This is a genomic window from Algoriphagus litoralis (assembly GCF_003259255.1).
In the GTDB taxonomy this organism is placed as follows: domain Bacteria; phylum Bacteroidota; class Bacteroidia; order Cytophagales; family Cyclobacteriaceae; genus Algoriphagus; species Algoriphagus litoralis.
Genome location: NZ_QGOL01000052.1, coordinates 1 through 3645, shown reverse-complemented (window position 1 = coordinate 3645; position 3645 = coordinate 1). Strand labels below are relative to the sequence as shown.

The following is a 3645-nucleotide window of genomic DNA, read 5'->3' as shown; positions in this document are numbered from 1 at the left end:
CGTAGCTCCAGTGCTCAGCCTGACAGGGATCCGCCTGATCTCAAATCCTAAAAGCAAGATTTATTTCGCAGTCAAAACAGTAGTACTGCATTCTATTCCAGACTTTTAACTCGGTGTTTTATCCTAATTCCTATTATTCCAAGCCGAGCCAAAAATAATATACCAGCCAAAATCCTCATTGGACCAGGCTACATCGATACCTGTCCTGACCCCAAATTTCCGAGCGATCAGGTAGCGTATTCCTGTACCGTAGTTGTACACCAATTGTGCATCTGCAAATTTGATTTCTTGGGTAGGAGCCTTTCCCGCACCCACAAAACCCACCACACTCCAGCGTGAAGTGAAATCATACCGCTGCTCGGTCTCCACTACGTAGGTTTGATCTCCCTGATAGCGTGCCAGAGGTACCCCTCGCAATGCCACCCCTGGCTTCAAATAAAAAGGAGCATCATTAAACTGAAGCTTTCCGGCTGCTCTGAATCCACTGACCCACTTAGGTCCAAGTTGGAAATAGTGTAAAGCGGAGATAGTCCAGTTCTGATAGGTATAATCACTGCCTGTCCAGGAGTCATTCATCCTAAAATCAGAAACAACATATATCCCTTTGTTTGGCGTAAAAACATTATCCCGCTTGTCAAATTCGAGTGCTATCCCCACACTGCTCAGGTTATTGTCCAGTGCTTTTTCATCCACAAACTCCGGCAAATTCACATAACCAAAATCTGGCTTCACCCGATTATGAAGGTATAAATACTCCAACCCTACAAATAATTCGGTCTGGCCAATCTGACGCAGCACAGAACCAAATAGCGCAGTGGTATTAAAATTAAAGGCAAATTTCTGCTCCCCGACTACCGGGATATTTCGGAAGAAATCCATGTTGACGTCTCCATATGCGCCTCCAACTCTGTACTTAAGGTGTTGCTTGGGCAGAGAGGCGATCCGAAGTGCTCCTGCCCCCCAGGTTTGGTTCCCTGTGATTCCTGCAAATCCGGCAGTAATATCCGGTGCAACATACTCTCCCAAGTCCTGATTCATGTTTGGATGAATAAAAATCGGTGTAAACATCACCCCGATCCCCCCAAATGCAGGTTCGGTTACGATTTGAGCAACGGGGATAAATCCATGGAAATTGATTAAAAAATCACTTAGGTCCAGTTTCCCATCCAGGGAGTCCTTCAAAACAGCCATACTGAACTTTTCTTTTTCTGGTTTTTCCTGAGCGAAAGAAAACTGGGCGAAAATCAAGAAAAGAATTGTGGCGTAAAAAAATCTCATACACGTCGGCTTAATTGAGCTTAAAACTATTGCATCGAGGATAATTTATTAGTGTTCAGCAGCCTGGGATTTCCCTCTTCCAATCGGAAGGTTGGCATATATCGCTAGCTGACTGTGAGTTTGCTTTCCAGCCAGATTTTTCATCGCATCTGAAAAACCTCCCTGATAACGAAGTCCGAATGCATTGACCTTGTCTTTTCCTATATACATGCCAATGCCGGTGGCAAACCCAAAATCAAATCGTTGAACCTGATCTCTGATATCCACATCCAGCTGCAGATCGCCTTGCGATAGATCTGCCTCAAAAACATCCGTAGCCTTTAGCCTAAACGAAATCTGTGGACCCAATTCGACAAAGTAGGTGCCCTGAACCGCATAACGCAGGGTAGCGGGAATGCTGAAGTAATTAATTCGCCGTGTCACTTCCGATCCCGCATAAAACGTATTGAGGCTGGGATCATCTAAGTCATAAGCTGCTATTCCGGCCGCTCCTCGTTGGTACTTCGCCATCAAGTCTAGGTTCAAATGCCAATTTTCATCAAACTTGTGTGTATAAAACAAGCCTAGATTAAAGGATTTCAATGGGTTCTGAGCTCCTGACAATGACATGTTGTTCCAGCTGTAGTCCAGGTGAATCCCAAAGAGATTATCCTCATTATTCAGTTTATCCCCAAAAATCAAACTCATAATCACCTGACCCTGAGAGACGGTAGCTACAGCCATGCAAAGTCCTAAAAACAGACAAAATTTAAAGTGCTTCTTCATAACCAAAAATTAGGAAAACAAATCAAGAGCTAAGTGTGCTAGGATTTCTTTTTGAAGAAACCGGGAATTCTATAGTTAAGATTCAGTAAAAATTGGCTTCTTTTTCCAAAAACGCCCAATTCCGTTCGTAGCATCCATCGTTTATCAAATTGGTACTGCGCTCCTAAAATCAAGTTAAACGGTTCTGCGACCTTCTTATCCAATTTATATTCGATCAATGCGTTTCCCGGATCAGTTCCCGCTGCAGCCTCTTCAATTTTGGCTATGATTTGTTTAGCGATCACCCGCTGGGCAGGAGGAAGGCCATCGGCCCATTCATTAAGTCTGTCTATTGCTGCCCCGTCTCCGAGACCCGGAACTAAGTTTGAAACGGGAATGCTTCCTTGGGTATCATTTTGGATCACCTGATAGAATGTGCCAACCCAAACGGATAAGTTTCGCTGGGGATTGGAGAGGGATGGAATGGTATGTCCGACACGAAAACTGCTGTTGAATGCCGGAACAGGCTCTACCACCACTTCTACATCCGCAAAGTTGTAGTTATTGTCCCAGGCAAACCAAACTGGTCCCGCTGCTGCAGTCAATGTGGCGCCTAAACCATAGCTACTCACGGAGAAATTCTGCGTGGTCTGAAAACCAATGGGATCAATTAGCGTCACTTCCGTACTGGTAGTACCGCCTCCGATTATTCCATAAACATTCAGAAAAGGAAGAATCCACACATCCGGTCGGAAGGTGTAGGCATTCGTAGTCGCTATGGTAGGACCAAACTTGATAAACTGACTGATATCGACCAGCTCAGAGCCTCCGAACCCTACCGAAGTGCTTTCGATCAAAATCTGTTGCTGCTGTGTAAAATAAATAGCGCTGGCGCCCCAAACAAAAGGCAAATCATATCCCCGCTTGGCTGCCCCTGCTCCTAGAATAGGGAATACATAGGGATAATCCATATTCTTCAGGCTATCGAAATATTCTTCGTAAAGCGGGTTGAAGATTTTTTGAGCACCTTGGGAAAAGGAGGTCGATACCACTCCAAATGTGCTAAAGAATAGTATTGTGATCAGTTGGTATAGCTTAAAAATCTTCATAGCCTTAGTTTAGGTAAATCCAGTTTCTATAAAATTTGCAAAATTAAATTGGAGCAAAAAAGAAATAGCGACTAAAAATTAAGAGGTTACTATGGGAAAATAGATTTTTTAGCTTGTTATGTCTGCACTATAGCTACAAAGCACGGATAAGTTGTATTATTCAAAGTAAGCTATTGCCTTGAGCCTGATTTTTTTGACCTAACTAATCCTTGAACCTTTGAGAGTCTGGACCATCCTATTCTCTAAGCATGAGTTACATACCAACTACCAAGCTATCCGCAATTGTGCTAGTAGTCATAGGTATTTAGGAAAAATGGATGGTAGATCAAGGCCCGAATTGGGGTAGAGGATTTTGCTATCTATAATTCCTAAGCCTTTCAAGAGAGGATTGGAGTTGGCCCAAGGGGATTAGCATCCTCCAAGTTGAATTGAAGACCTCGGATTGGTTCAAGTCTTCAGACCTGCCTGACAGCGAGGCAGGTTTGAAGACTTGCGCTAATCGGGTTGAATCGTG

3 protein-coding genes are annotated in these 3645 nt (G+C 43.8%); all 3 read right to left on the bottom strand.

The features are described from left to right. Window positions 1-123 precede the first annotated feature (123 nt). The 3 genes from DK188_RS21310 to DK188_RS21300 are packed head-to-tail and all read right to left on the bottom strand — an operon-like array spanning window position 124 to window position 3131. A complete protein-coding gene (locus tag DK188_RS21310) occupies window positions 124-1278 on the bottom strand; it encodes a BamA/TamA family outer membrane protein (RefSeq protein WP_111672876.1) in 1155 nt (384 codons plus the stop codon). Between the two features lie 48 nt (window positions 1279-1326). After that, window positions 1327-2043, bottom strand: coding sequence for an outer membrane beta-barrel protein (locus tag DK188_RS21305; protein ID WP_111672875.1), 717 nt, complete (start codon window positions 2041-2043; stop codon window positions 1327-1329). A 38-nt stretch (window positions 2044-2081) separates the two neighbouring features. Beyond that, window positions 2082-3131 (bottom strand): hypothetical protein, encoded by a 1050-nt coding sequence (locus tag DK188_RS21300; protein WP_232825792.1) that lies wholly within the window; start codon window positions 3129-3131, stop codon window positions 2082-2084. Window positions 3132-3645 lie beyond the last annotated feature (514 nt).